Here is a 25,804-nt window from a genome sequence, read left to right as displayed (position 1 = left end):
TTGAGCCGAGACACGGGAGAAGTCGATGACCGCAGTCCAGCCGAAGCCGACCGCGCACAGCGTGGGGGAGACCTTCGATTCCCTCAGCCCGGCGACCGACGAGGTCGTGGGCACCTACCCGGTGCACAGCAAGGAGGACGTCCGCGCCGCGATCGCCCGCGCGAGGGACGCCGCCGAATGGTGGGCCGGGCTCGGCTACGACGGCCGCGCCGAACGTCTGCGCCGCTGGAAGGGCGTCATCACCCGCAGGCTGCCGCAGCTGTGCCAGGTCGTGCGCGACGAGACCGGGAAGCCGATCGCCGACGCGCAGCTGGAGAGCGTCCTCGCCATCGAGCACATCGCGTGGGCGGGCAAGCACGCGCGCAAGATCCTCGGCAAGCAGCGCCGCGCGGCCGGGCTGATGATGTCGAACCAGGCGGCGACGGTGGAGTACCAGCCGCTCGGCGTCGTGGGCGTGATCGGCCCGTGGAACTACCCCGTGTTCACCCCGCTCGGCTCCATCGCCTACGCGCTCGCCGCCGGCAACACCGTGGTCTTCAAGCCGAGCGAGTACACGCCGGGCGTCGGGAAATGGCTGGTCGACGCGTTCAACGAGGTCGTCCCGGAGTGGCCGGTGCTGCAGCTGATCACCGGTTTCGGTGAGACGGGCGCATCGCTCGTCACGGGCGGCGTCGACAAGATCGCCTTCACCGGTTCGACCGGGACGGGCAAGAAGATCATGGCCGCGGCCGCCGAGACGCTGACGCCGGTGATCATCGAGGCAGGCGGCAAGGACGCGGTCCTGGTCGACGCGGACGCCGACCTCGAGGCCGCCGCGGACGCGACCGTCTGGGGCGCGTTCTCCAACTCGGGCCAGACCTGCATCGGCGTCGAGCGTGTGTACGTCCACGAGCGCGTGCACGACGAGTTCGTCGCGAAGGTCGTCGAGAAGTCGAAGGACGTGCGGGCCGGTTCGGACGCGGCCGCGCAGTACGGCCCGGTGACGATGCCTTCGCAGCTTTCGGTGATCAAGCGCCACATCGCGGACGCCATCGAGCGTGGCGGCAAGGCGCTGGTCGGCGGTGTCGACGCGGTCGGTGACCGTTACGTGCAGCCGACGGTGCTCGTCGACGTGCCCGAGGACTCCGCGGCGGTGCAGGAGGAGACGTTCGGCCCGACCGTCACCATCGCCAAGGTCCGCGACATGGACGAGGCCGTCGAGAAGGCCAACGACACGAAGTACGGCCTCGGCTCGACGGTGTTCTCGAAGTCGCGCGGCCTCGAACTGGCCGGACGGCTGCGCACCGGCATGACGTCGATCAACGCGCCGCTTTCGTTCGCCGGTATCGCTTCGCTGCCCTTCGGCGGCGTCGGGGATTCGGGCTTCGGCCGGATCCACGGCCCGGAAGGCCTGCGCGAGTTCGCCCGCCCGAAGGCCGTCGCGCGGCAGCGGTTCACCGCGCCGATCGTGCTGACCTCGTTCTCCCGCAAGGAAAAGACCGACGCTCTGGTCGCGAAGCTGATCACCGTGCTGCACGGGAAACGCTGACGCTTCTCCCTCAAATGTCATGAAAGGGTCGTTCCTGACGAAAAACGTCAGGAACGACCCTTTCATGACATTTGGCGCTACTTGCCTCGGATGAGATCCGCCGCCTTCTCCGCCACCATGATCGTCGGCGCGTTCGTGTTCCCGCGCGGCACCACGGGCATCACCGAAGCGTCGACCACCCTCAGCCCCTCCACCCCGCGCACCTTCAGCGTCGGATCGACGACGGCGTTCTCGCCCGTCCCCATCGAGCAGGTCCCCACCGGGTGGTACAGCGTCTGCGTCTTCTCGCGCACGTAGTCGGCCAGTTCGCCGTCGGTCAGGTCGTGCCGCTCCGGCAGGAACGGCTTGTCCAGATACCGCGCCAGCGGACCGGACTTCCCGATCTCCACCAGGGCGCGCATCCCGGCGAGCATCTTCTCCATGTCGACGGACTCCGCGTAGTACGCCGGGTCGATTTCGGGTTTCCACAAGGGATTCCCCGACTTCAACCGCAGACGTCCCCGGCTCGCGACGTCCACTAGGGTCGCCGCCGACGTGAAGCCCGGCACCGTCGGCTCGCGCATCCCGTTGTCGTAGAACAACGTCGGCGCGACGTGGATCTGCATGTCCGGCGGCGAAACCCCGTCCGCCGCGGGGAAGAACGCGCCCGCCTCACCGATGTTCGAAGCCAGCGGGCCGCGTTTGGTGAGCTGGTAGCGCACCAGGCCGGCGGGCGTCGCCGCGTCCACCAGGTCGGTGGTGCCGCGTGTCGACCAGATGATCCCGCAGGCCGGGTGGTCGTGCAGGTTGTCGCCGACGCCCGGAAGCGCGGCCACGACGTCGATCCCGTGCTCCCGCAGGTGTTCCGCCGGGCCGACGCCGGAGAGCATCAGCAGTTGCGGCGAGTTCACCGCGCCGCCGCTCAGCAGGACCTCGGTCGACGCGCGCACGGTCGTCTCGGTGCCTTGGTCCAAATAGGACACTCCGACGGCGCGGGTGCCTTCGAAGACGACGCGGGTGGCTTGCGCGTTGGTCCGCACGGTGAGGTTCGGGCGCGACAACGCCGGCCGCAGGTACGCGTCGGCTGTCGACCAGCGGCGGCCCTTCTTGCAGGTCACCTGGTAGACGCCCGCGCCTTCCTGCGATTCGCCGTTGAAGTCGTCGGTGCGCTTGAGGCCCCAGGCGACCGCGGAATCGACCCAGGCGAGGGACAGTTCGTGGGTGAAGCGGCGGTCCTCGACGTGCAGCGGCCCGTCGGTGCCGTGCAGCGGGCCGCCGAGCCGCTGGTTCCCCTCCGCCCGTTTGAAGTACGGCAGGACGTCGTCGAAGCCCCAGCCCTCGGCGCCGTGCCCGTCACGCCAGCCGTCGTAGTCCGCGCGGTTGCCGCGGATGTAGATCATCGCGTTGATCGACGAGCAGCCGCCGAGCGTCTTCCCGCGCGGCCAGTACAGCGACTGGCCGGTGTGCTTCTGCTCGACCGTCTCGTAGTTCCAGTCCCATTTGGTCTTGAACAGACCGGGGAACGCGGCGGGGATGTGGATCTCGTCGGCGTCGTCCTCGCCGCCCGCTTCGAGCAGGAGCACCCGCGCCGACGGATCCTCGCTCAGCCGGTTCGCCAGTACGCATCCCGCGCTGCCCGCGCCGACGATCACGTAGTCGAAGGAGTCCTGATCGGCCACGGTGCCTCCTGCTGCTCGCCCGGTGTTGACGCCCCGCCAATGAGCTCATCTTGGCCCAGCGCCGCGCTCCGAGCATCCCCCAGACGAAGGATCGGTGCGAGCTCAGTCGGAGTCGGGTGAAAAAGAGGTCACGCAGGGGCCGCCTTCGGCGTCGTCCTCGGTCTCGATGCGGCCGGGGTTCCGGACGCCGTCGACCTCGCCCGTGAGGTGCAGGATCGTCTGTTTCGCCGTGGTCAGCACGTCGGCGTTGTCGACGGTGTACCTCGCTTCGCCGTGGATGATCTGCTGCACGCCTTCGCGGGTCGTGTCCGCCACCTTCTCGCACAGCACGGACAACGCCGCCGGGATGTCGCGCGCGTTGATCGCGTCGACGAACTTGTTCCCCGCCTCCTCCCCGGTCTTGACGTCCGGACGGGGCGACGGCTTCGTGTCGAGGCTCGGCAGCGGCTCGGGCTCGCCGCCGGTCTTGGCGTCGCGCACGCACCAGCCGCCCTCGGCGGGGATCATCGCGATCCCGACGGTCTGACCCCCGAGGGTGAACGCGGCCGAGTACTCCTGCGCCGCACGCTGGTGCGCGGGCGTGCTCAGCTGTGCGCCTTCGGAGACCGCCATCATCTGCTCGAAGGTGTACGACCGCTTCGAGCGGATCGGGCACCAGAGCTGGCTGACGCGACCCTCACCGACGCCGTTCACGAACGACTGGCCCAGCTGCTCCGGCGTCGCGCGCGAGGTGGTGTCGGCCTTGGTCTTGAAGAACCCCGGCGTCACGAAGCCGGTGAACGCGACACCGCCCGCGATCAGGACGAAGACCAGCACCAGCGTGATCCAGAGCCCGGTCTTCGACTTCTTCGGCGCGTACTGCGGTTGCCCGTAGGTCATGCGGCAACCGTAGTGAAGTAGGCTCGGGCGGTACCCACGACCTGCGTGAATAAGGAGCAGCCTGCCGTGGCCCGAGTCGTCGTCGACGTCATGCCCAAGCCCGAAATCCTCGACCCGCAGGGCCAAGCCGCGCTCGGCGCGGCCGGTCGTCTCGGCTTCACCGGGATCACCGGGATCCGTCAGGGCAAGCACTTCGAGATCGAAGTCGACGACTCCGTCGACGACGCGACGCTCGAAAAGATCGCCGAAGGTTTCCTCGCGAACCCCGTGATCGAGCAGTGGACCATCAAGCGGGTGGACGCGTGAGCGCCCGTATCGGGGTCATCACCTTCCCCGGCACGCTCGACGACGGTGACGCGGCCCGCGCGGTCCGCTACGCCGACGCCGAGGCCGTGCCGCTGTGGCACGCGGACGAAGACCTCAAGGGCGTCGACGCAGTCGTCGTCCCCGGTGGCTTCTCCTACGGCGACTACCTGCGCGCCGGCGTCATCGCCCGGTTCGCGCCGGTGATGTCGTCGGTGATCGAGGCCGCCCACAAGGGCATGCCGGTGCTGGGCATCTGCAACGGCTTCCAGATCCTGTGCGAGGCCGGGCTGCTGCCGGGCGCGATGATCCGCAACGCGGGTCTGCACTTCATCTGCCGTGACCAGTGGCTGCGCGTCGAGCACAACGAGACCGCGTGGACCACCCGGTACGACAAGGGTGCCGAGATCCTCATCCCGATGAAGAACATCGACGGCTGCTACGTCGCCGAGCAGGCCACCCTCGACGAGCTGGAGGGTGAGGGCCGCGTGGTGTTCCGCTACGTCGGCGGCAACCCGAACGGCTCGCGCAACGACATCGCCGGGATCCGCAGCGAGAACGGCCGCGTCGTGGGGCTCATGCCGCACCCGGAGCACGCCATCGACGCCCTCACCGGGCCTTCCGACGACGGCCTCGGCATGTTCTACAGCGCGGTCGACGCCCTCGTCTCCGCCTGACACCCCCTCGCATTTCGTCCTCTAAATGCGTTCGCATTTAGAGGACGAAATGCGTCAGGAGGCGGCGGCGACCAGGGCCGCATAGGGCCCACCGGCGGCCAGCAGCTCCGCGTGCGAGCCCAGCTCGGTCACCCGGCCGCCCTCGATGACGGCGACCCGGTCGGCCGCGGCCGCCGTATGCAGCCGGTGCGCGATCGCGATCACCGTGCGCCCTTCGAGCACCGCGCTCAGCGACCGCTCCAGCTCCCGCGCCGAGCCTGTATCCAGCAGCGACGTCGCCTCGTCCAGCACCAGCGTGTGCGGGTCGGCCAGCACGACCCGCGCCAGCGCCAGCTGCTGCGCGATCGCCGCCGGAACGGCGACCGCCCCGGCCCCGACCTTCGTGTCCAGCCCGTCCGGCAGGCTCGCGACCCACTCCGAAGCCCCGACCGAGGCCAGCGCGGCCAGCAGCCGTTCGTCGGTCCAGTCACCGGCCGGGAGCGTGAGGTTGTCCCGCAGCGTCCCCGCGAACACGTGCTGCTCCTGCGTCAGCAGCAGCACCTCACCGCGCAGGACATCGTCCGGCAGCGTCGACACCTCGGCGCCGCCGATCCGCACCGAGCCCGACGTCGGCGCCGACATCCCGGCCAGCAGCCGTCCCAGCGTCGACTTGCCTGCACCCGACGGTCCGACGATCGCCAGCCGTTCACCGGCGGGCACCCGCAGGTCGATCCCGTGCAGCACCTCGCGGTCCGCGTTGTAGCCGAAGCGCACATCGCGGACCGCGATGTCCTGGCCGCGCGGAGCCTCCGAAGCCTCATCTGAAGACCCCGCAGGCCGAACGCCCAGCAGCCGCCGCAGCGAGACCCCCGCGACCTGCATGTCCGCGAGCCAGAACAGTGCCTCATTCAATGGACCTGTCATGACCTGCGAATACAGCAGCATCGCGGTGATCGTGCCGAGCCCTTCCCAGCCGTTCGAGTAGGCGAGCAGACCCAGCCCGAGCATCACCGGCACCGGCAGCACGTAACTGATCTCCAGCGACGGGATCCACCGCATCTGCAGTGCCCGGACCTTGCGCTCGCCCAGCATCGCCGCGTCGAGACCGTCGTGCCCGGTCCGGATCCGGCGGCCGGTCAGGTTCAGCGCCTCGGCCGTCCGCGCGCCCTCCGCGGTCTCGTGCGTGGTGGACTGCAGCTCGGACCACTTGTCCAGCATCCGCCGCATCACGTCCGGGATCCGCCGCTGGTACCAGATGTTCACCGGCACCAGCAGCGGCAGCGCGACCAGCAGGCCCAGCGCCAGGAACGGGGACGTGATCACCATCGCCACCACGGTGAACACCACCGTGACCGCGGCGATCAGGATCTCCGGCGCGCCGAAGCGCACCGCGTGGTCGATACGGCTGACGTCGGTGGTCGCCCGGCTGAGCAGGTCACCGGTGCCCGCGGCCTCGACCGTCCCGAGCGGCAGGTCCAGCGCGTTCCCGACGAACTCCTCGCGGTTCTTCGCCAGGATCCGCTCGCCGAACACCCGCGCGCGAAGCCGCGCCAAACCCTTGAACCACGCCTGCGCGCTCAGCACGACCACGAACGCGATCGCCAGCCAGGTGATCGTGGCGGTCGTCGTGCCGCCGACGACCTCGTCCACCAGCGCGCCCAGCAGTTGTGGCCCGGCCAGCCCGATCGCGGTCGCGACGCAGAACAGGCCGAGCATCACGGAGAACTCGCGCTTGTTGGCGCGCGCGGTCTCCCTGATCCATCGTCGAACGTCTTTCTTGTCTGCCAGCGGCAGCTTCTTCATGCTGGTACTTTCGAATCGATGACCTCGTCGGCCACATGTGTCCACAAAGGACTTTGACTGAACACGACGGTGGTCTTGCCGCGCCGCAGCTTCGCGACGCGTTCGGTTATGCGGGCTTCGGTATGCGCGTCGACGGCCGAGGTCGGCTCGTCGAGCAGCAGGACGTCGGCGTCGGTCGCCAGCGCGCGGGCCAGGTTCAGCCGCTGCCGCTGACCGCCGGAAACCTCACGTCCGCGTTCGCCGATCACCTCGTCGACGCCGTTGGGCAGCGCGTCCACGATGTCCTCGGCGTCCGCCGCGTACAGCGCTTCGGTGATCTCGACGTCGCCAGGCTGGGCGGGGCTGACCTGCTCGCGCAGCACACCGGAGAACCAGATGTCCTGGTTGTGCGCGAACACGACCCGCCGCCGCAGCTCGTCGAGGGCGACCCGGTCCACCGGAACCCCGCCGACGAGAGCAGGTTCACTCGGATCGGTGAACCGCGCCATCCGTGACGCCACCGCTTCGGCGTCGGCCCCGACGTCGATGACGGTCAGCTTCCCGGCCTCGACCTTGATCCCGGACGTCTCGTCGTACAGGTCCAGCGGGCCTTCCGGCAGCGGCACCGGATGCTCCGGCTCGGCGAGCGTGCGTTCGGTGGACAGCAGTTTGCACACCTTCCGCGCCGAAACCAGCGCGGCGCTCAGCACGCCCGCGAACTCGGTCGCCGTCGTCACCGGGATCACCAGGAACACCGAGACGCCGTAGAACGTGATCAGCTCGCCGACGCCGATGGTGCCGTTGATCGCCAGCTGCGCGCCCAGCCAGGTGATGACCACCGTGACCAGACCCGGCAGCGCGACCTCCGCCGCCGCGAGCCACGCCTCGCTGCGCCCGACCTGGACGCCGGCCGCGCGGACCTTCTGGCTGGAGCGGCGGAAACGGTCGAGGAACTGCTTCTCGCCGCCGACCCCGCGAAGGATCCGCAGGCCGGAGACGATGTCCGCGGCCAGCGCGTTGACCTCGGTCTTCTCCTCGCGCTGCTTCGTCTGGCGCTTCTCCAGCGGCTTCAGCAGCGGCCCGATACCCACCACCGCCAGCGGGACACCGATCAGCGCGACCATGCCGAGCAGCGGAGACGTCGTCAGCAGCGCCGTCGCGCAGACGATGAACGCGATCAGCGAACCGAACGCCCGCCCGAGCACCTCGAAGGAGTCACCGATCGGGTTGATGTCGCTGGTGGTGATCGCGACCACGTCACCCGTGGTGGTCGTGTCCCTCAGGTTCGCGCCCAGCTTCGCCGCGTGTTCGGTGGCGAGCCGCTGCGTCACCCCGGCGCCGTGGATCCAGCAGCCGTAGGACGCGAAATGCTGCACCGTGCCCGCGAGCGTCTGCGCGATCCCCAGCCCGGCGGCCGCGAGGCCCCACAGCCAGACGGAATCGCCGTCGCCGCGGCCGATCGCGTCGATACCCCGGCCGATCGCGACCGGCAGCAGGGCGATCGGCAACGACCACAGCGCACCGCTGATCGCCGAGACGGCGAGCAGTCCCGGGCGCGCGAGCATCATCCTGAGCAGGTACCGCCAGGCGGTCGGCTTGGCGGGCAGTCGCAGTCGCGGAAGGGGATATGTGGCGGAAAGCACGATTATCGACGGTAAGCGGATCACCGCCGCGGGCGCGACCGATTTATCCGTGGGCGACCGAGAGGTGAACAACCCTCTCCCTTATTCTGGCGGCCGTGGCGAACCCTGATGCGGACACCGTGACCAGCACCGTTGACACCACTCAACACGCCGAGGCGACCCCCGAGCAGACCCAGCCGTACGTCGAACTCGGCCTCGCCGACGACGAGTACGCCCGGATCCGGGAGATCCTCGGCCGCCGTCCGACCGACGCCGAACTGGCGATGTACTCGGTGATGTGGAGCGAGCACTGCTCGTACAAGTCCTCGAAGAAGCACCTGCGCTACTTCGGTGAGACGGCCACTCCCGAGATGAAGGAAAAGATGCTCGCCGGTATCGGCGAGAACGCGGGCGTCGTCGATATCGGCGAGGGCTGGGCGGTCACCTTCAAGGTCGAGAGCCACAACCACCCCTCCTACGTCGAGCCGTACCAGGGCGCCGCGACCGGCGTCGGCGGCATCGTGCGCGACATCATGGCGATGGGCGCGCGCCCGCTCGCGGTGGCGGACGCGCTGCGCTTCGGCCCGGCGGACGCCCCCGACACCCGCCGCGTGCTGCCCGGCGTGGTCGCCGGCGTCGGCGGCTACGGCAACTGCCTCGGCCTGCCGAATATCGGCGGCGAGCTGGTGTTCGACCAGAGCTACTCCGGGAACCCGCTGGTCAACGCCCTGTGCGTCGGCGCGATGCGCGTCGAGGACCTGCACCTGGCCTTCGCCTCGGGCAAGGGCAACAAGATCATCCTGTTCGGCGCGCGCACCGGCCTCGACGGCATCGGCGGCGTGTCCGTCCTCGCCAGCGACACCTTCTCGGGTGACGAAAGCTCGGGCGGCCGCAAGAAGCTGCCCAGCGTCCAGGTCGGCGACCCCTTCACCGAGAAGGTGCTCATCGAGTGCTGTCTCGAACTGTTCGCCCAGAAGCTCGTCGTCGGCATCCAGGACCTCGGCGGCGCCGGGCTCTCCTGCGCGACGTCGGAGCTCGCGGCGGCCGGTGACGGCGGTATGCACATCTACCTCGACCGGGTTCCGTTGCGCGCCACCGGGATGACCCCGGCGGAGGTGCTCTCCAGCGAATCGCAGGAGCGGATGTGCGCGGTCGTCTCGCCGGAGAACGTCGAGGCGTTCATGAAGGTCTGCGAGAAGTGGGACGTCATCGCCACCGACATCGGCGAGGTCACCGACGGCGAGCACCTGGTCATCACCTGGAACGACGAGATCGTCGTCGACGTCCCGGCGCACACCGTGGCGCACCAGGGCCCGGTGTACGACCGCCCGATCCAGCGGCCGTCCACACAGGACGCCCTGCAGGCCGACACCTCGGCCAAGCTGCCGCGTCCGTCCACTTCGGACGAACTGCGCGCCGACATCCTCAAGCTCATCTCGTCGCCGAACCAGGCGTCGAAGGAATGGGTGACCTCCCAGTACGACCGTTACGTGCGCGGCAACACCGTTTCCGCGCAGCCGTCGGACTCGGGTGTCATCCGCATCGACGAGTCGACCGGCCGCGGTGTGGCCGTTTCGACGGACTGCAACAGCAAGTTCGTCTACCTCGACCCGTACGAGGGCGCGAAGCTCGCCCTGGCCGAGGCGTACCGCAACGTCGCCACCAGTGGCGCGAAGCCGGTCGCGGTCTCGGACTGCCTGAACTTCGGCGCGCCGACCGACCCGGGTGTGATGTGGCAGTTCGAGCAGGCCGTGCACGGCCTGGCCGACGGCTGCGTCGAACTCGGCATCCCGGTCACCGGCGGCAACGTCAGCTTCTTCAACCAGACCGGTGACGTCGCCATCCTGCCGACGCCGGTGGTCGGCGTGCTCGGCGTGATCGACGACGTCACCCGCCGCATCCCCACCGGGATCGGCGCGGAGGCCGGGGAAACCCTGCTGCTGCTGGGTGAGACCCACGACGAGCTGGACGGCTCCGCCTGGGCGCGCGAACTGCACGGCCACCTCGGCGGCCGCCCGCCGCGCGTGGACCTGGCGCGCGAGAAGCTGCTCGCCGACATCCTCATCGCCGGTTCCCGCGACGGCATGATCTCCGCCGCGCACGACATCTCCGACGGCGGCCTGATCCAGACGCTCGTCGAGACCGTCCTCATCGGACAGTGCGGTGCCCGCGTCTTCCTCGACACGGAGCAGGATCCGTTCGTGCAGCTGTTCTCCGAGTCCGCGGGCCGGGTGCTGGTCGCCGTGCCGCGTACCGAGGAACTGCGGTTCACCGAGATGCTGACCGCGCGCGGCCTGCCGTGGCGCAAGACCGGTGTGGTGGACCCGGAATCGGGCTCGCTCGAACTCCAGGGCATCACGGAGTTCACGTTGAAGGAGCTTCGGGAGCCTTGGGAGCGCACGCTCCCGGCCCTCTTCGACTGATACGTCGCACCTTCCCCAAGTACGTGAAGGCCCCCTTCCTTGCGCTAGACGCAAGGAAGGGGGCCTTCACGTACTGCGGCCGGGAAGCGTCGAACCGGCCGCGAACTTCGCGCCCTCAAGCGACGGCGGCTCCGCGAAGGTGGCCACGCCGAAGTCGACGGGTTTCTCCACGACGAGATAGTCCAGCGACACCTTGCGTTCGAAGCGCGCCCTCGTGAGGTCGAGCGTCCCGTGGATGGTCACGTCCTTGAGCGAGAACTTCCCGGAAACCTGGGCATCGGTGAGATCCACATAGCTCGCCACCTCGCAGCGATCCGCCCCGAACCAGCCGACCCGCCTGCCGAGCAGTTCGAGCTTGTCGAGCCGCGCGTCGCTGAGGTTGAGCCCCAGCGTCGGCCCGGTGGTGCCGGCGTGGGGAAGGATGTCGCGGATCAGCCGCTCGGCCGCGCGCCGGACCAGCCGTTCGCGTTCCGCGGCCGCCTCGGTTTCCTTGTTCCACTTCGTCTTGCTCGGGAACTTCGGATGGTCGAACGGCCGCCGCAGGTAGGCGCACAACACGTCGAGCACCGTCTGCCGGTACTCCGGCCGGGTCCTGGCCAGCCCCGCGAGCGAATGCATCGCGCCGACGCGGACCTGATCGGCCTCGTTGCCCAGCAGTTCGATCGACTTGGCGAACCGCTCGTCGGAGATCCGGCTGCGCTCGATCTCGTGCCTGTCCTCTTCGGTCCGCCGTCGCCGGTCGTTGAGCCACAGCCCGTAGAGCGCGGCGATCGCCCCGCCCGCCAGCGCGCCGGTCTTGAGCGCGTCGCCGCGGCTGGTCGCGCGATCCGTGAGCAGCCAGGCGGTGACCCCCACGAGCACCACGACCGACGACAGCAACGTCCACAGCAACGGGGACTTGAGCAGGCGTCTCATACGTCCTTCATCGTGAGCCGGGCACGGCCGTCCGGCAGCGTTTCGACGGACCAGTCCGCCGGGAGTTCGTGATCCCTCGCCGGGTCCACCGAAGTGTTGTACAGCGACACGGAACCCGGTGCCTTGCGGAACTTCAGGTCCCCGAACCCCTCGAACCGCGCCCGGCGCAGATCCAGTGCCCCCTCGAATTCGGCGTCGGCGAAGACGGCGTTCTTCGCGAAGACACTGTCCTTAAAGGACGTTTCGCCCGCGAACACCGTGTAGGAGAACTCGGCGTCCTCGCTGAACTGCACCCCGCTGAACCACGCCCGCTGCTCGAACTTGGCTTCGTTGCACCGGAAGTAACCGATCCGCTTGCCGGTCTCCGTCCCGGCGCCGGTCAGGTAGACCGGTCCGAGGAACACGCAGCCGGACAGATTGGTGCTGCTGTACAGACCGGCATAGCGGAGCAGCAGCTTGCCGACCTTCCGCTCGGACAGGTCGAAGTACTCCAGCACGGCCCCGGTGAGGTCGAGGTCGTACCCGGGCGCGTCCTCGGCATTCGCGGCCGGGAGCAGGTCCCCGATGAGCCGCTGGGCGGTCTGCCGCACCTGGAGTTCCTGTTCCTGCTCGGGTTTACCGGGTGCGGGAAGCTTGTTCCCTTGGCGTTTCGCTTCTCCTTCATAACGCGGATGCTCGAACGGCCGCCGCAGGTACGAGCACAGGATGTCCAGCACGGTCTGCCGGTACAACTCGCGACCGCGGGCCAGCCCCGCCAGCGCGTGCAGCGCACCCACCCGCACCTGGTCGGCGTCGTGCCCGAGCAGCTCGACGGCCTTCGCGAACCGTTCGTCCGAGATCCGGTCCCGGTCCTGGTCGGCCCGCCGCAGCTCCAGCTCCTGCCGCTGCCGTTCGACCTCCTGCCGTCGTTCCTCCACCCGGCGTCGCCGGTCGTTGAGCCACAACGCGTACAGCGCGACGATGGCGGCGCCGGCGACACCGCCGGTCTTCAACGCCTCACTGCGGCTGGTCGCCGGATCCGTCAGCAACCAGCCGCCGACCGCGAGCAACAGGACGAACGAGAGGACGAACGTCCACAGCAACGGGGAGCGGAGGAACCGCCTCATCGGGCCTTGGAGACCAGAAGCGAAGAGACGCACCAGGAGCCGGACTGGCTCTGCGCGAACATCGTTCCCTTGGCGTCCTCACCTTCGACCGTGCCGGTGATCTCGGCCATGACGAGGTTGGTGGTTCCCTGCGTCCGCTTGACCTCCGCCGTGGAGCCCGGCGGGAGGAAGACGTCGAGCACGGAGCCCATGCTCGACCGACGGTTCTCACAGGCCAGGGCGATCGCCCCTTGCCGGTCGCCCGACGAGATCTTGGCGAGGAAGTCCTGGATGACCTTGACGCCCGCAGGATCGCCGGAGCTGCTGCCACCGCTTTCGGTGCTTCGCGGGGTCCTGGTCGTGCTCGACTTCGGGCTGCTGCTCTTCGGCGCGGAGGTCGGCGCGGGCTCGGACGACGAGGGCGGCGCGGCCACCGGCTCGTCCTTGCTCAGCAGGAAGCCCGGCGCGACGAACCCGGTGACGCCGAACGCCACCAGCACGACCACGCCGATCACGATCCCGATGATCAGTCCGGTCTTGCTCTTCTGCGGCGGCGCGGGCGGGCCACCGAAGCCCTGCTGGTAGCCCTGCTGATTCGGGTCCCAGCCCTGCTGCGGCTGCTGGTACTGCTGCGTCTGGTCCCAGCCCTGCTGGGGCTGCTGCTGGTACTGCTGGGTCTGCTCCCAGCCCTGCTGCTGGCCGTACTGCTGAGGCTGACCGTACTGCTGGTTCGGGTCCCAGCCACCCTGCTGCGGCTGCTGTCCCTGTGGGTCCTGGCCATAGGGCTGGCCTGGCTGGGGTGGGTAGGTCATCGGTCTCGCCTTCCGTACTGGGGCCTGAGGCTTCAGATCAGACGACCGGCGGTCAGCGCTGGTTCCGGATCCGCCCGTGCCAGGGATTTCCAAGGGGAAAATACCCCGCGCGCGAAAACGGCTCCCGGCCGAGGCCGGGAGCCGTTCTTCACGGAATGCGCAGCTCAGCCGTTGGCCAGTGCCTGCAAGCGGTCGTAAGCGCCGTTGAAGGTGTTCTGGTCGAGCGGGCTGGAGGTGTACTGCCACACGGTGTAGAAACCCCAGCCGTAGGGCAGCGTGCCCACGGTGGACGCGTAGCGCGCGATCCACAGCGGGACCGTGCCACCGAAGTTCTGCGACGTGCCGACGCAGGTGCTCCACCAGCTCGTCGAGGTGTAGATGACGGGCCAGCGGCCGGTGCGCGCCTTGTACCGGTCGTGGAACGCCCGGATCCACGAACCCATGGCGGACTGGCTCAGGCCGTAGCAGGTCGCGCCGTACGGGTTGTACTCCATGTCCAGCGCGCCCGGCAGCGTCTTGCCGTCCTTCGACCAGCCACCGCCGTTGTTGATGAAGAAGTCGGCCTGCGCCGCGCCGCTCGAGACGTTCGGCAGGGCGAAGTGGTACGCGCCGCGGATGAAGCCCTTGTTGTAGGAACCGTTGTACTGCTGGGCGAAGTACGGGTTCTTGTAGCTGGTGCCTTCGGTGGCCTTGGTCCACACGAAGCGCTTGCCCTGGTTCCACCAGTAGTTCCAGTCGACGTTGCCCTGGTAACTGGCCACGTCCATCCCCGCGACCGTCGCGAGCACGCCGACCTCGGGCTGCGGCTGGGCGGCCTTGGCCTTCGACTCGGGGGTGGAGGTGTCGCCTTCCACGCGCCGGATCTGCGATCCGATCGTGTGGTCGTTCTGCTGGAGATCCTGTTCGATCGACATGATCTCGGGGGACGGGGCGGCCGACGCCTGGACCGTGCTGCTGAGCAGGAGCAGCGCGGAGCCGACGGCGATGGCGATTCTTCGGGAAGTGCGCATCACGACAATCCCTTCACGGATAACCCTCGCTGAGGACGGCGACCTTGCAGGTGGTAGCCGTCCGGGCACGATTGTTGACGACGGGTGCCGGGTTTGTCACTAACTTCCGTGAAATTGGTACTACGCGTGGGTGATTTTCATTTCCAAGTAGGGCGAGTTATGTGATCTTGTAACGCCCACTCGGGTGAGTGTTCAGCCGAGCGACAGCGCTCGCACGCGGTCGATCGTGCCGTTGAACCAGTTCTGGTCGCCGGGGAGACTGCCCTTGTTCGAGAACTGCCAGATGGTCTGGTGCTTCCAGCTCGCGGGCAGCTCGCCGATCTCCGTGTTGTAGCGCGCGATCCACAGCGGGTTCTGCCAGAAGACGTTGCTGTTGCCCGTGCAGCGTTTCCACCAGCTCGTCGACGTGTAGATCGCCGGATGCCGCCCGGTCCGCCACAGATAGGTCTCGGCGAACGACGCCATCCACGCGACCATCTGCGCCGGCGTCTTGCCGTAACAGGTTTCGCCGTACGGGTTGTATTCGACGTCGAGCGCGCCGGGCAGTGTCTTGCCGTCGCCGGACCAGCCGCCGCCGTGGTCGACGAAGTAGTGCGCCTGCGCCGCGCCGTCCGAGATGTCGGGGCGTGCGAAGTGGTAGGCGCCGCGGATCAGGCCGACGCCGTAGGAACCGTTGTACTGCTGGGGAAACCGGGGATTGACGAAGCCGGTGCCCTCGGTGGCCTTCACATAGACGAATTTCGCGCCGGTCCTCGCGGCGCCGGGCCAGTCGACGTCGCCCTGATGGCCGCTGACGTCGTGGCCGAGCGTCTGCGCCTCACCGCCGTACAGCGGCCCCACCGACACGTTGACGCCTTCGTGCAGCGCGATCTGGGAACCGGCGTAATGCTCCTCGGCCCCGTCGTACCTGGGCCCGCTTTCCCGTGCGACGGCGGGGGTCTGCGCGAGCAGCAGAACCCCCGCCGCGAGGACGGCCCCCCAGCCTTTCGAACACACTCTGCGACTCATCACGTCGCCACGATCCCCCGGAAAAAGGGAATCAGCGACTCGAACATCACCCGAAAGAGTTGCTTTCGGGCCCAAAAAATTGGGCCGAGTGGGTTAATCGGGCCCTAACGACGCTCGTCTGAAAGGGCTTTGTCGAGGTGCTCCGAGGGGACGATCGCGGTGAGCCGGTCGTGGGGGTTGATCGTCACGGGGTGCCCGGCGAGCAGCGGGACCATGTCCCGGCCCAGCACCGCGCGGGCGTGCGGCCATTCGCGCGGGACCAGCGATTTGGCCGTGTACGCGGGCACGAGCACCTTGCCGTCGGTGTTGTGGAAGCCGATAACGGTGCGCTGCACCGGGGAAAGGGCGTAGACGAACAGCGTCGAGTCGAGGATGACGCGCGGCAGGTCGGCCGCCGGTCGGTGGTTCGTGCGCACCAGCTGGAGGAGCTGCTCGAGCTCGTTGCGCGGCTCCGGGAAGCCGAGCGCCTTGGGCGAGGGACGGTAGCGATCGTTGGGGTGGAAGTCCTCGACGATCTCGCCGCCGCCGTTCACCGGGTACGCGCCGACGACCGCCCAGGACGGCACCGGGCCGTCGGGATCGAAGGCCTCGTCGATGACGTAAAGCCAGCTGTTCGGGTTGGCCTTGGCGTTGGCGCGCATCTCTTCGGTGATCTTCGGCTTCTTCTTGCCCGCCGGGCTCGACGCCAACCGATCCGCCTCGTCCCGCTGCGCCATCGCCATCCCCACGTTCCGGGTGCCTGAAGGTTTGTTCGCGCTCACTCTACTGTTCTCCCATGGCCTCTTCGCGTACGGTCGACCCCGCTGAGTTACGAGCCGCGATCGCGGCGATTTCCCCCTGGTTGAGCGGATCCGGTCCGGAACCGGCCCGTCCCGAGCTGGCCTCGGCGGTGCGGCTGAGCCTGCGGACGCTGGCCGGGGACGCCCCGGGGAAGAGTGTCGAAGTGCGGGTGCCGCCGTTCGCGGCTGTGCAGTGTGTCGAAGGATTGCGCCATACCCGCGGGACCCCGCCGAACGTCGTCGAAACGGATCCGCGTACTTGGCTGGAACTGGCGACCGGGCTGCTCGGCTGGGCCGACGCCGTCGAATCGGGGCGGGTCACCGCCTCCGGGAGCAGGGCCGATCTGGCCCGCTGGCTGCCCTTGGTCCGCCTCTAGACCCCGCCCTGGCGTGCAATGAAAGGTCCTTTCCTCGCAAATTTTGCCAGGAAAGGACCTTTCATTGCAGCCGGAAGGCGGTCTTAAGCCTTACGGCCGATGCCGCCCGAGATGGTCCGCTGGGCCGCGTTCAGCTCCTTGATCCGCGGGCCGTCCGGCCACCAGTCCACGCACAGCTTGACGCCGGGCTCGACCATCTCGAGGTCGTGGAACAGCTCCTCGATCTCGGCCTTGGTACGGAAGGTGCCCGAGCCCATCGGGCTGTGGATGAAGAAGTCCTCCATCTTGCGGGCGGTCTCGGACAGCTCGTCCTCCGGATCGGAGAAGTGCGAGATCGCCACGTACGAACCCGACGGCAACGCGTCGATGTACTTCTTCATGATCTGGGCCGGCGCTTCCTTCGGCCCGTTGTAGTGGTGCAGCGTCCCGAGCTGCAGCAACGCGATCGGCTGAGAGAAGTCGATGTGCCGCCGGATGTCCGGGTTGTCGATGATCCGCTCCGGCTCGAAGATGTCGTCCGAGACGAAGTGCGTGTTCTCGTTCTCCTCGAGCAGCGCCCGCCCGTGGGCGAGCACGACCGGGTCGTTGTCGACGTAGACGACCTTGATCTCCGGGTTGATCCGCTGCACGACCTGGTGCGTGTTCTCCGCCGTCGGCAGGCCGGATCCGAGGTCCAGGAACTGCGTGATGCCCGTCTGGCTGGCGAGGAACCGGCAGGCGCGGATCAGGAAGCCGCGGTTCTCGGTCGCCAGGTCCTGCGCCTCCGGGGCGGCCTGCTGGACCTTGCGCAGCACCTCCCGGTCGATCTCGTAGTTGTCCTTGCCGAGCAGGAAGGCGTCGTACACCCGGGCGATGCTGGCCCGGGTCGGGTCGACACCCACAGGCACTCGTTCCGTCCGGGTCGGGGCGTCGGGCATCTTGAACCTCACAAAACTGTGTCGGAAGTCTCGGGCTCTACGTAGAGTAGAACCACGTACGCGACGGGTAAACCGAGCCGTCCCTGTCGTGTCGAGGCCCAAACGTGTACTTTCAGTAATCGGCTTGTTCTCCTGTGAGTGTCGTCGCGCGAAAGGTCCCCGGTCGATGAACGCGGTCACCCCGCCTGGCGGTGAGCAGTCCCTGGGTCCCACCGCGCGACGGATGATCCTCGGCTCTCAGCTCCGCCGGATGCGCGAGGACGCGGGCATCACGCGCCAGGAGGCCGGCTACAGCATCCGCGGCTCGGAGTCGAAGATCAGCCGCCTCGAGCTCGGCCGCGTCGGCTTCAAGGAACGCGACGTCGCCGACCTGCTGACCATGTACGGGATGACCGATCCCGGTGAGCGGCAGCAGTTCCTCGACATGGTCAAGGAGTCGAACGAGCCGGGTTGGTGGCGCCGCTACGGCGACCTGATGCCGAGCTGGTTCAACGACCTCGTCGGGCTCGAAGAGGCCGCCGCCCGCATCCAGGTGTGGGAGCCGCTGTACGTCACGGGTCTGCTGCAGACCGAGGACTACGCGCGGGCGATCATGAGCCACGGCCGCAAGGACATGGTCAACGAGCAGATCGACCGCCGGGTCGCGCTGCGGATGCGGCGCCAGAAGATGCTGTCGCGGCCGGACGCGCCGCGGTTGTGGCTGGTGCTCGACGAGTCGGTGCTCCACCGGCCGATCGGCGACCGCGAGGTCCTGAAGGCGCAGATCGACCACCTGCTGGAGATGATCCAGCAGCCGAACATCTCGGTGCAGGTCCTCCCGTTCGACCGGAGCGGCTACTCCGCGGACAGCGCGTTCTCGCTGCTCAGGTTCGCGGAAGAGGAATTGCCGAACATCGCGTACACCGAGTACCTGACCGGCGCGCACTACATCGACAAGCGCGACGAGATCGAGCGGTACAGCCGCGCGCTGGACATGCTCGCCGTCGACGCGGAGACGCCGGACCGCAGCCGCCAGATGCTGATGAAGCGCCGCGCCGAAATCTGAGTCGATCACCGTTGTGGGGCTGACCGCTGTTCCGGGGACGGCCGGGGTTTTCTTGCGGTCACCCGAAATTCCGGCAACAAGTCGTAGCTGTTCACCCGTTGGAGACAGTGCGCGTCACCCTTTGGTGGGACGGCTGAGGACTTAAGTCATCACTGCACGCGAATTCTGCAAAAACTTCTGCACGTGCATTTACCGCTGCAGTCACACGTGCTAACTTTGGGATCACAGGCAAATGCACATGCAGATGCATCGCCCGAAGTCTTCTGTCGGGGAAGGTGGGGACCATGGCTGAACAGTTCGACAACGGCATCCCGGCCGATCGTCTTACCGGCGCGCAATGGCGCAAAGCGAGCTACAGCAACGCGATCGGCAACTGCGTGGAGGTGGCACCGCTCGCGTCCGGCGAGATCGCGATGCGCAACTCGCGCTTCCCGACCGGTCCCGCACTCGTCTACACCCAGGCCGAGATGGCCGCGTTCCTCGCGGGTGCCAAGGACGGCGAATTCGATGACGTTCTCGGGTGACACCATCACCGCGGAAATCACCGACATCGAAAGCGGCCTGCAGGAACTGATCCACCGCGGGTACCAGTTCGTGCACCCGTGCGACGCGAACGGCGAGGTCATGGCCGTGGTCGGCGTGCGAGTCCACGACAACGTGGTCGACGTGGTCCGGCTCAACGCCGAGGACGACGTCGTCGCGACCCGCATGCCGGGCACCGAGGAGGACATCCTCGAACCCGAGGTCTGGTTGTGGCGGTTCACCGGAGACGCGGCGACGGTGCTGACGGCACTGCTCGCGCTCCCGGACGAGCGCACACCCGGCTCGCTCCACCTCCCGGAGACCGCGGCCAAGGGCTGCTGGGTCCCCGGCCGCGGCGGCACGTCCAAGTGGCTGGCTGCGGGCTAGTCAGCTCCTAAGCACAGTCGACCGCCTCTGTCGAGGGGGAGCGGTCGGCTGGTCGGGGGTCGTGAGTGACGGGTCTTGACACCCGCTCGTCACTCACGGTCACAGTGTCACCCCAGCTCGAAGCGTGTCCAGCGCCACCTCGTGCGGCGCGTTGATCTCCTGCTCACCGTTTACACTGGTGGCGGCCTGCCCTCTTTCTCCCTGGGAGCACCTCGGTGGTTTCCGACCCGTCCCTCGCCGGACAGCCCGTGACCGACCAGCCCGATCCGGAACCCCGCGAGGAATGCGGTGTCTTCGGTGTCTGGGCGCCCGGAGAAGAGGTCGCGAAGCTGACCTACTACGGGCTCTACGCACTTCAGCACCGCGGCCAGGAAGCGGCCGGCATCTCGGTCTCCGACGGTTCGCAGATCGTCGTCTTCAAGGATCTCGGCCTGGTCAGCCAGGTGTTCGACGAGCAGGTCCTGCAGTCGCTGCAGGGACATATCGCCGTCGGGCACTGCCGCTACTCGACCACCGGCGCCACCATCTGGGAGAACGCGCAGCCGATCTTCCGCACCACCGCGACCGGCAGCGGATTGTCCTTCGCGCACAACGGGAACCTCGTCAACACCGCGGAACTGCGGGATCGCACGGTCGAGGCCGGGCTCAAGCCGCACGCGGGCCTGACCGGTTCGTCCAGCGACTCCGACCTGGTGTGCGGGCTGCTCGCGGCCAACGCCGCCGACAAGGGCATCGAAGCGGCCGCGCTGGAACTGCTGCCCACCCTCAAGGGCGCGTTCTGCCTGGTCTTCGCCGACGAGTCCACTCTCTACGCCGCGCGCGACCCGCACGGCGTGCACCCGCTGGTGCTCGGCAGGCTCGAACGCGGCTGGGTCGTCGCGAGCGAGACGGCCGCGCTCGACATCTGCGGCGCGTCGTTCGTCCGCGAGGTCGAGCCCGGTGAGCTCATCGCGATCGACGCCGAGGGCCTGCGCTCCTCGCGGTTCGCGAACCCCGAGCCCAAGGGCTGCGTCTTCGAGTACGTGTACCTCGCGCGCCCCGACACCTCGATCGCCGGCCGCAGCGTGCACGCCACCCGCGTCGAGATCGGCCGCAAACTCGCCGCCGAGCACCCGGCCGACGCCGACCTGGTCATGCCGGTGCCCGAATCCGGCACTCCGGCCGCCATCGGCTACGCGCAGGGCTCCGGCATCCCCTACGGCACCGGCCTGGTGAAGAACGCCTACGTCGGCCGCACCTTCATCCAGCCGTCGCAGACCATCCGGCAGCTGGGCATCCGGCTGAAGCTGAACCCGCTGCGCGACGTCATCCGCGGCAAACGGCTCGTGGTGGTCGACGACTCCATCGTCCGCGGCAACACCCAGCGCGCGCTGGTCCGCATGCTGCGGGAGGCGGGCGCGCTCGAGGTGCACGTCCGGATCGCGTCGCCGCCCGTGCGCTGGCCGTGTTTCTACGGCATCGACTTCGCCTCGCGCGCCGAACTGGTGGCCAACGGCGTCGACCTCGACGGCATCCGCCGCTCCATCGGCGCCGACACCCTGGGCTACATCTCCCTGGACGGGCTGGTCGCGGCGTCGGAACAGCCGAAGTCGCGGTTGTGCACCGCGTGCTTCTCCGGCGAGTACCCGATCGCGCTGCCCGAAGACGCGCTGATCGGGAAGCACCTGCTGGAGAGCCTGGACTCGGTGAATGGCGCGGCGAAGCCCGTCAGCCCTGCCGGGTACGGTGCTGAGGACGCCATCCGGCGTCCCTAGACCTCTCTTCCAGAGTTGGAGTCCGCTTCCGTGAGCGAGTCCACGAGCGCCACGTACGCCGCCGCCGGCGTCAGCATCGACGCCGGTGACAAAGCCGTCGAGCTGCTCAAACCGCACGCCGAGAGGGCCACGAGGCCCGAGGTGATGGGCGGCGTCGGCGGTTTCGCCGGGCTGTTCTCCCTGAAGCTGGACAAGTGGAAAGAGCCGGTGCTGGCCTCGTCGACCGACGGGGTCGGCACCAAGATCGCCGTCGCCCAGGCGCTCGACAAGCACGACACGGTCGGCATCGACCTGGTCGCGATGGTCGTCGACGATCTGGTCGTCACCGGCGCCGAGCCACTGTTCATGCAGGACTACATCGCCGTCGGCAAGGTCGTGCCGGAGAAGATCGCGGCGCTGGTCGGCGGGATCGCCGAGGGTTGTGTCCAGGCGGGCTGCGCGCTGCTCGGCGGCGAGACCGCGGAGCACCCCGGCCTGATGGGCGAGCACGACTACGACCTCTCGGGCACCGGCATCGGTGTCGTCGAGGCGTCGAACGTGCTGGGCCCGGAGCGGGTCCGCCCCGGCGACGTCGTCCTCGCGCTCGGCTCGTCCGGCCTGCACTCCAACGGCTACTCGCTGGCCAGGCACGTGCTGCTGGACATCGCGCGCATGCCGCTCGACGGGCACGTCGAGGAGTTCGGCCGCTCGCTGGGTGAGGAGATGCTGGAGCCGACCAGGATCTACGCGAAGGACTGCCTCGCGCTGGCGGCCGAGGCCGACGTCCGCACGTTCGCGCACGTCACCGGTGGTGGCCTGGAGCAGAACCTCGCCCGCGTCATGCCGCGCGGCCTGGTCGCGCGGCTCGAACGCGGCACCTGGACCCCGGCGCCGGTGTTCGCGCTGATCGGCCACCGCGGCAAGGTCGAACGCGCCGAACTGGAGAAGACGTTCAACATGGGCGTCGGCATGGTCGCGATCGTCGGCGCCGACGACGTCGACCGCGCGCTCGCGATGTTGACCGCGCGGCACGTGCCGGCGTGGATCCTCGGCGACGTGCAGCCCGCGGAAGACCCGGACGGCCCGCGCGCCGTGCTGTCGGGCGACCACCCGCGCTTCTGATTTAACGGCTTGGCCTCGGGTGACACACTGGGTCCGTGGCTGATGACGTGGTGATCGGTACCCGGTTCGTGATCCCGGGTGCCGAATTGAGCGAACGGTTCTCCCGGTCTTCGGGCCCGGGTGGGCAGGGCGTGAACACCACGGACTCGCGGGTCGAACTGTCCTTCGACGTGGCCGGTTCGGCGTCCGTCCCGGAGCATCTCCGGGCCCGGATGCTGGACCGGCTTTCGTCGCGCTTGGTCGACGGCGTCGTCACGATCGCCGCGTCCGAACACCGCTCCCAGCTGATGAACCGGGAAGCCGCGCGGGCGCGGCTGGTGATGCTCCTGACGGACGCGTCGGCGCCCCCGGCCGCCAAGCGGCGTCCCACCAAACCCTCACGGGGTTCGAAGGAACGCCGCCTGGCGTCGAAGAAGCGCCGCGGCGAGGTCAAGAAGTCACGCCGAGGCGGCTATTCAGACGACTGACAGGTGCACGCACTCGGCCGCGGTCTCGAACCCGACCCGGCCGTAGACGCGTTCCGCCTGCCCGGCCCCCGGCGTCAGGAACACCGACCGGCCGCCGCGCGCGTGTGCTTCACGCGTCAGGTACTCCGTCATCGCCGCGGCGATCCCGCGGCTCCGGTACTCCTCGAGCACCCCGATCCCGGCGATCTCCGTCGCGCCGTCGAGGATCGCGGTCGCGACCCCGCCGCCGACGACCTCGCCGTTCTCGTCGACCGCCATCACCGAGATGGTCTCGCCGCTCAGCTGATCCGGCGACGGGTCGAGGTGTTCATCGGGATCGGTCTCCCCGAACGCCACGTTCTGCGCCCGGATCATCTGCCGGAGTTCGCCCTCGGTCTTCGGGGTGACCAGGCTGATCCCGGCTGGTTTCGGCTGTTCGACGACCTGCCCTGGAGTGCAGATCATCAGCGGAACCCGCCGCTCCAGCGTGTAACCGCACCGGACGAGCACGGCTTCGGCAGCCGGAACGGCTTCGGTGAGGAACTCCAGACGCGGCGTGAGGCCGCGCTTGCGGAACGCCTCGGTGAGCGCGGCGACGTCGTCCTCGGTGGGGACGGCGCCGTCGTCGGGGATCGCGTAGTTGAGGAAAGGGCTGCTGGATTCGAGGTAGTACGTGGCCAGGAACGGCTCGATCCGCTCGGTTTCGCGGAATTTCGCCGCGGTGAGGCGGATGTAGGACTGCAGAGCACGAATCGTCGCGGAAAGCACTGGTGGAAAGCCTTTCGGGCAGAAGAAGGAGACGCACGGGAGGATCCGCGTGCGTGGTGAGGCTGGCGGGTGCGCCGGCTAGCTCGTGCCGACGCCACCGAAGGCGTCAGGCATGAGGCATCCCTCTTTCTTGCTGCGTAGGGCTTTCGCGATCACTTTCGCACGACGGTCAACCCCTTTACCTCCGCTGCGGATGCGCGATGCCCGAATACCGCTCGTCCCAGACCGATCTCGGGACCCGGAGCCGGACCGGCGCCTCGCACACCCGCCGGACCTGCGCCGGGATCGCCACGGGCGGCCGGACGTCCAGGCGATGCCACAGTCGTTTGCTCACCGCGGCGCCCGCGACGGCGCCCAGGGTGTTCAGCAGGATGTCGTCCGCCGAGGTCACCCGGCCCGCCTGGATCAGGTACTGCGTGCCCTCCACCAGCACCGAGACGGCCAGCGCGCCCAGCGCGATCCGGCCCAGTGAGCGCAGGCGGCGGAACCGCAGGGGTAGCAGGGCGCCGAGCGGGCTCAGCATGAGAACGTTGCCCAGCGCCTGCCAGAGATTGGCGCTGTCGTTCAGGGCGAGGCGCAGGTCGGTGCCGGGTTCGAGGTTCAGCCTGCTGCCGTGGGCGCCGGTCACCGGCATCGTGACCAGGCACAACACCAGGAAACCGGCCAGCACGAGCGTCATGTCGACGGCGGCCGTCGCCGACGCGGAGAAGAGGTCGGCCTGTCTTCGCCGCCGCCGATGCGCCGCGAGCAGCGGCCACCCGAGCAGTGCGTACGGAACCGCGGTGATCGTCAACGGGATCATCACACCGAAAGCGCGGAGCAGCTCACCCATGGCCTTCCTTTCCGGAGCGCCCAAGATCACCTTCGCATCACAAGATCGACTCGGCATGGCGGAGCGGACGCACTAAGAGGTGATCTTTTCCGGTGGCGGAAAAGGTTTTCCCGTGCTCGGAACCGTCCACAAAGGAACCTGTGGACAAACCTGTGGACGGCCGCGAAGTAACCGGAAGAAGGTGTTATCCCGCAAGGAAAAGCCTTGTGGGTGACCTGTGTACTACTTGCCGTGTCCGGCGAGCTCCCGCGCGCGTTCGAGCAGCTTTTGGAGGTGTAGCCCGCGACGTACGTCACACGGGTGCGAGGTCGTCCCGCTCGCGGCCATCGCGGCGAAATCGTCCAGGAGCGCGGTGTACGACTCGCCCGCCGAGCCCGGCTTCCGGCCGAGCGTGCGGTAACCGTGCTCGCCGTAGACGGCGACTTCGACGACCGTCGGCTGGATCGGCAGCCGCAGCGACAGGGTCGCCGTACTCGTCGCGCCACCCTCGTGGGCTAACAGCACTTGCCACAGATCGTCATCGGTCCGGTTCGCCGCGAGCACGTCGGTGATCTCGCCGAGCGCCGCGTCCAGCAGATCGAAGGCGTGCGGGCCGATGTCCGCGAGCGCGCCGGAGTCGTGCCGCCACGCCGAGGACTGGTATTGACCGCCGAGCAACGCGCCCGAAAGCCATCGAGCCCCGCCGCCCCGCCAGCCGCCGGCTTCCTTGATGCCGTCGAGCCACTCGCGGGTCATCGGTGAGAAACGCAGGATCAGGACCACGAGAGCCGCGACACCGGCGGCCTCCACCGCGTCCGCGAGCCGCCGCGCGCCGTCGAGATCCGCGGCGATCGGCTTCTCCAGGATCAGATGCTTACCCGCTTCGGCCGCCCGGACCGCCAGTTCCGCCTGAACGGCGGGCGGCACGGCGAACGCGACCGCGTCCACCTGGTCGAGCAGCTCGTCGAAGCTGTCGACGGCCTGAGCGCCGTGGGCCTCGGCCAGCTCCTTCGCGGCCTCGGGACGCCTGGCCCAGACCGCGCGCAACGTCATGCCGGGGTGATCGGCGAGACCTGGCGCGTGCACCGTCTTCGCCCACGGACCGGCACCGACCAGACCCGCGCGCAGCTGTCCCTGTCCCACGCCCCCGAGTCTAGGGCCCCGCATTCAGTCCTCTGATTGCGGTCGTTGCGCGTGCAAGAACCGCATTCAGAGG

The 25,804-nt window shown here is 68.5% G+C and carries 25 protein-coding genes; 11 read left to right on the top strand and 14 right to left on the bottom strand.

Going from position 1 to position 25,804, the window contains the following annotated elements:
• Window positions 1–25 precede the first annotated feature (25 nt).
• Entirely contained in the window at window positions 26–1,528 is a 1,503-nt protein-coding gene (locus AJAP_RS40100; RefSeq protein WP_038521413.1) for an aldehyde dehydrogenase family protein, read from the top strand.
• 77 nt (window positions 1,529–1,605) lie between these two features.
• On the opposite strand, the gene AJAP_RS40095 is transcribed toward AJAP_RS40100, so the two are convergent.
• Window positions 1,606–3,186: a GMC family oxidoreductase gene (locus AJAP_RS40095; protein WP_038521411.1), complete on the bottom strand. Its 1,581-nt coding sequence runs from the start codon at window positions 3,184–3,186 to the stop codon at window positions 1,606–1,608.
• A gap of 102 nt (window positions 3,187–3,288) precedes the next feature.
• A complete protein-coding gene (locus AJAP_RS40090) occupies window positions 3,289–4,065 on the bottom strand; it encodes a hypothetical protein (RefSeq protein WP_038521408.1) in 777 nt (258 codons plus the stop codon).
• Window positions 4,066–4,131: 66 nt separating this feature from the next.
• On the opposite strand from AJAP_RS40090, the gene purS reads away from it, so the two are divergent.
• Window positions 4,132–4,371, top strand: coding sequence for a phosphoribosylformylglycinamidine synthase subunit PurS (gene purS / locus AJAP_RS40085; RefSeq protein ID WP_005152565.1), 240 nt, complete (start codon window positions 4,132–4,134; stop codon window positions 4,369–4,371).
• Window positions 4,368–5,045, top strand: coding sequence for a phosphoribosylformylglycinamidine synthase subunit PurQ (gene purQ / locus AJAP_RS40080; RefSeq protein WP_037334697.1), 678 nt, complete (start codon window positions 4,368–4,370; stop codon window positions 5,043–5,045). Before purS ends, purQ begins: the two co-directional genes overlap by 4 nt.
• Before the next feature lie 54 nt (window positions 5,046–5,099).
• Here the strand turns inward: purQ and AJAP_RS40075 are convergent, their stop codons facing one another.
• Complete coding sequence (locus AJAP_RS40075; protein WP_038521403.1) at window positions 5,100–6,827, bottom strand: ABC transporter ATP-binding protein; 1,728 nt, start codon at window positions 6,825–6,827, stop codon at window positions 5,100–5,102.
• Complete coding sequence (locus AJAP_RS40070; protein WP_038521400.1) at window positions 6,824–8,449, bottom strand: ABC transporter ATP-binding protein; 1,626 nt, start codon at window positions 8,447–8,449, stop codon at window positions 6,824–6,826. Before AJAP_RS40070 ends, AJAP_RS40075 begins: the two co-directional genes overlap by 4 nt.
• A gap of 119 nt (window positions 8,450–8,568) precedes the next feature.
• Between AJAP_RS40070 and purL the strand changes: the two genes are divergently transcribed.
• Window positions 8,569–10,851, top strand: a complete 2,283-nt coding sequence (gene purL, locus AJAP_RS40065) for a phosphoribosylformylglycinamidine synthase subunit PurL (protein ID WP_148311763.1) — start codon at window positions 8,569–8,571, stop codon at window positions 10,849–10,851.
• 66 nt (window positions 10,852–10,917) lie between these two features.
• On the opposite strand, the gene AJAP_RS40060 is transcribed toward purL, so the two are convergent.
• From AJAP_RS40060 to AJAP_RS40035, 6 genes are all read right to left on the bottom strand, one after another.
• A complete protein-coding gene (locus tag AJAP_RS40060; protein ID WP_038521394.1) occupies window positions 10,918–11,766 on the bottom strand; it encodes a hypothetical protein in 849 nt (282 codons plus the stop codon).
• Window positions 11,763–12,872 (bottom strand): pentapeptide repeat-containing protein, encoded by a 1,110-nt coding sequence (locus AJAP_RS40055; RefSeq protein WP_038521391.1) that lies wholly within the window; start codon window positions 12,870–12,872, stop codon window positions 11,763–11,765. The genes AJAP_RS40060 and AJAP_RS40055 overlap by 4 nt, the downstream gene beginning before the upstream one ends.
• Complete coding sequence (locus AJAP_RS40050) at window positions 12,869–13,663, bottom strand: hypothetical protein (protein WP_038521389.1); 795 nt, start codon at window positions 13,661–13,663, stop codon at window positions 12,869–12,871. Before AJAP_RS40050 ends, AJAP_RS40055 begins: the two co-directional genes overlap by 4 nt.
• A 164-nt stretch (window positions 13,664–13,827) precedes the next feature.
• Entirely contained in the window at window positions 13,828–14,673 is an 846-nt protein-coding gene (locus tag AJAP_RS40045; RefSeq protein WP_038521386.1) for a lysozyme, read from the bottom strand.
• 192 nt (window positions 14,674–14,865) lie between these two features.
• On the bottom strand, window positions 14,866–15,681 hold the full coding sequence (locus AJAP_RS40040) for a lysozyme (protein ID WP_037334716.1): 816 nt from the start codon (window positions 15,679–15,681) through the stop codon (window positions 14,866–14,868).
• 104 nt (window positions 15,682–15,785) lie between these two features.
• Entirely contained in the window at window positions 15,786–16,403 is a 618-nt protein-coding gene (locus AJAP_RS40035; RefSeq protein WP_037334719.1) for a type VII secretion system-associated protein, read from the bottom strand.
• Window positions 16,404–16,456: 53 nt separating this feature from the next.
• On the opposite strand from AJAP_RS40035, the gene AJAP_RS40030 reads away from it, so the two are divergent.
• Window positions 16,457–16,837: a sterol carrier family protein gene (locus tag AJAP_RS40030; RefSeq protein ID WP_038521382.1), complete on the top strand. Its 381-nt coding sequence runs from the start codon at window positions 16,457–16,459 to the stop codon at window positions 16,835–16,837.
• Between the two features lie 83 nt (window positions 16,838–16,920).
• Here AJAP_RS40030 and AJAP_RS40025 read toward each other — a convergent pair whose 3' ends face one another.
• Complete coding sequence (locus tag AJAP_RS40025) at window positions 16,921–17,718, bottom strand: SAM-dependent methyltransferase (protein WP_038521380.1); 798 nt, start codon at window positions 17,716–17,718, stop codon at window positions 16,921–16,923.
• 202 nt (window positions 17,719–17,920) lie between these two features.
• Here AJAP_RS40025 and AJAP_RS40020 point away from each other — a divergent pair, with 202 nt between their 5' ends.
• The 6 genes from AJAP_RS40020 (at window position 17,921) to arfB (ending at window position 23,030) form a co-directional block, all read left to right on the top strand.
• A complete protein-coding gene (locus AJAP_RS40020) occupies window positions 17,921–18,799 on the top strand; it encodes a helix-turn-helix domain-containing protein (protein WP_038521377.1) in 879 nt (292 codons plus the stop codon).
• 284 nt (window positions 18,800–19,083) lie between these two features.
• A complete protein-coding gene (locus tag AJAP_RS40015; RefSeq protein ID WP_038521375.1) occupies window positions 19,084–19,323 on the top strand; it encodes a DUF397 domain-containing protein in 240 nt (79 codons plus the stop codon).
• Window positions 19,307–19,708 (top strand): hypothetical protein, encoded by a 402-nt coding sequence (locus AJAP_RS40010; RefSeq protein WP_038521372.1) that lies wholly within the window; start codon window positions 19,307–19,309, stop codon window positions 19,706–19,708. The genes AJAP_RS40015 and AJAP_RS40010 overlap by 17 nt, the downstream gene beginning before the upstream one ends.
• Window positions 19,709–19,923: 215 nt before the next feature.
• Complete coding sequence (purF, locus tag AJAP_RS40005) at window positions 19,924–21,462, top strand: amidophosphoribosyltransferase (RefSeq protein WP_007032554.1); 1,539 nt, start codon at window positions 19,924–19,926, stop codon at window positions 21,460–21,462.
• A gap of 30 nt (window positions 21,463–21,492) precedes the next feature.
• Complete coding sequence (gene purM, locus AJAP_RS40000; protein ID WP_038524798.1) at window positions 21,493–22,563, top strand: phosphoribosylformylglycinamidine cyclo-ligase; 1,071 nt, start codon at window positions 21,493–21,495, stop codon at window positions 22,561–22,563.
• 35 nt (window positions 22,564–22,598) lie between these two features.
• The gene (gene arfB / locus AJAP_RS39995) at window positions 22,599–23,030 is read left to right on the top strand and encodes an alternative ribosome rescue aminoacyl-tRNA hydrolase ArfB (protein WP_016338029.1); all 432 of its coding nucleotides are present in this window, start codon (window positions 22,599–22,601) and stop codon (window positions 23,028–23,030) included.
• Here the strand turns inward: arfB and AJAP_RS39990 are convergent.
• From AJAP_RS39990 to AJAP_RS39980, 3 genes are all read right to left on the bottom strand, one after another.
• Window positions 23,019–23,777: a GNAT family N-acetyltransferase gene (locus AJAP_RS39990; RefSeq protein ID WP_084098516.1), complete on the bottom strand. Its 759-nt coding sequence runs from the start codon at window positions 23,775–23,777 to the stop codon at window positions 23,019–23,021. The two genes, arfB and AJAP_RS39990, sit on opposite strands and share 12 nt — an antisense overlap.
• Before the next feature lie 178 nt (window positions 23,778–23,955).
• Complete coding sequence (locus AJAP_RS39985) at window positions 23,956–24,609, bottom strand: VanZ family protein (RefSeq protein WP_038521368.1); 654 nt, start codon at window positions 24,607–24,609, stop codon at window positions 23,956–23,958.
• 222 nt (window positions 24,610–24,831) lie between these two features.
• Complete coding sequence (locus tag AJAP_RS39980; RefSeq protein WP_038521365.1) at window positions 24,832–25,755, bottom strand: Gfo/Idh/MocA family protein; 924 nt, start codon at window positions 25,753–25,755, stop codon at window positions 24,832–24,834.
• Window positions 25,756–25,804: the final 49 nt, after the last annotated feature.

Origin of the sequence: Amycolatopsis japonica, assembly GCF_000732925.1 — a bacterium.
Lineage (GTDB): Bacteria > Actinomycetota > Actinomycetes > Mycobacteriales > Pseudonocardiaceae > Amycolatopsis > Amycolatopsis japonica.
Note: the sequence above shows the minus strand (reverse complement) of the source record. Positions and strands in the feature narration are given on the sequence as shown.